General features: G+C 57.1%; 2 pseudogenes. Both read right to left on the reverse strand.

Going from position 1 to position 564, the window contains the following annotated elements:
* Positions 1-208 (reverse strand): annotated as a pseudogene (locus EN852_RS41785) (hypothetical protein); the annotation flags it as partial.
* A 46-nt stretch (positions 209-254) separates the two neighbouring features.
* A pseudogene (locus EN852_RS41790) lies at positions 255-564 on the reverse strand (MmgE/PrpD family protein); the annotation flags it as partial.

The raw sequence follows: 564 nt of genomic DNA on the forward strand, positions 1-564 counted from the left end.
TCTGGCGGACCACCTCTACGCCGGCATACATAACGACTGTCAACGCGATCAGCAGACTTGAAACGGCAGCGATTGTAGGCGTGATCTCTTCCCGAATTCCCGACCACATCTTTATCGGTAAGGTGGTGGTATCCGGCCCGCTCACGAAGAGTGACAGCACCAACTCATCGGCAGATCCGTTGCGGAAATTGAAGCTGGAAACCTGCAAGCCATGCCCATGAAATTTCGCCCGCACAGCAAGTACCTGCCCCTTCCTAGCTCAGGAGAATCGCGGCGTCATCTTCGGCATATCGCCTGCCCCGTCGAGAGAGAGCAGCCAGAAGAGGCCCAAGGCCTGCTGCTTCGAGGTTGCCTATTGCCGAGAGGATCTCGTCCTGCCACCGCGGGTGAACGTTCTCTCTGCTGAGGCCCTTGAATTTCTCCCAAATCTGATCGGCCGATAAAGGGCGCAGGACATCCCCAAGTGGGTGTCGTACAATCATTTCTTCCGGCCCTTTCCCTTGATCCATGACAACGCGGGCTGGCGTTTCGGCTGGAAACGCCGAAGCGAAATCGGAGGACGCT

This window comes from Mesorhizobium sp. M2E.F.Ca.ET.209.01.1.1 (assembly GCF_004010375.2).
In the GTDB taxonomy this organism is placed as follows: Bacteria; Pseudomonadota; Alphaproteobacteria; order Rhizobiales; family Rhizobiaceae; genus Mesorhizobium.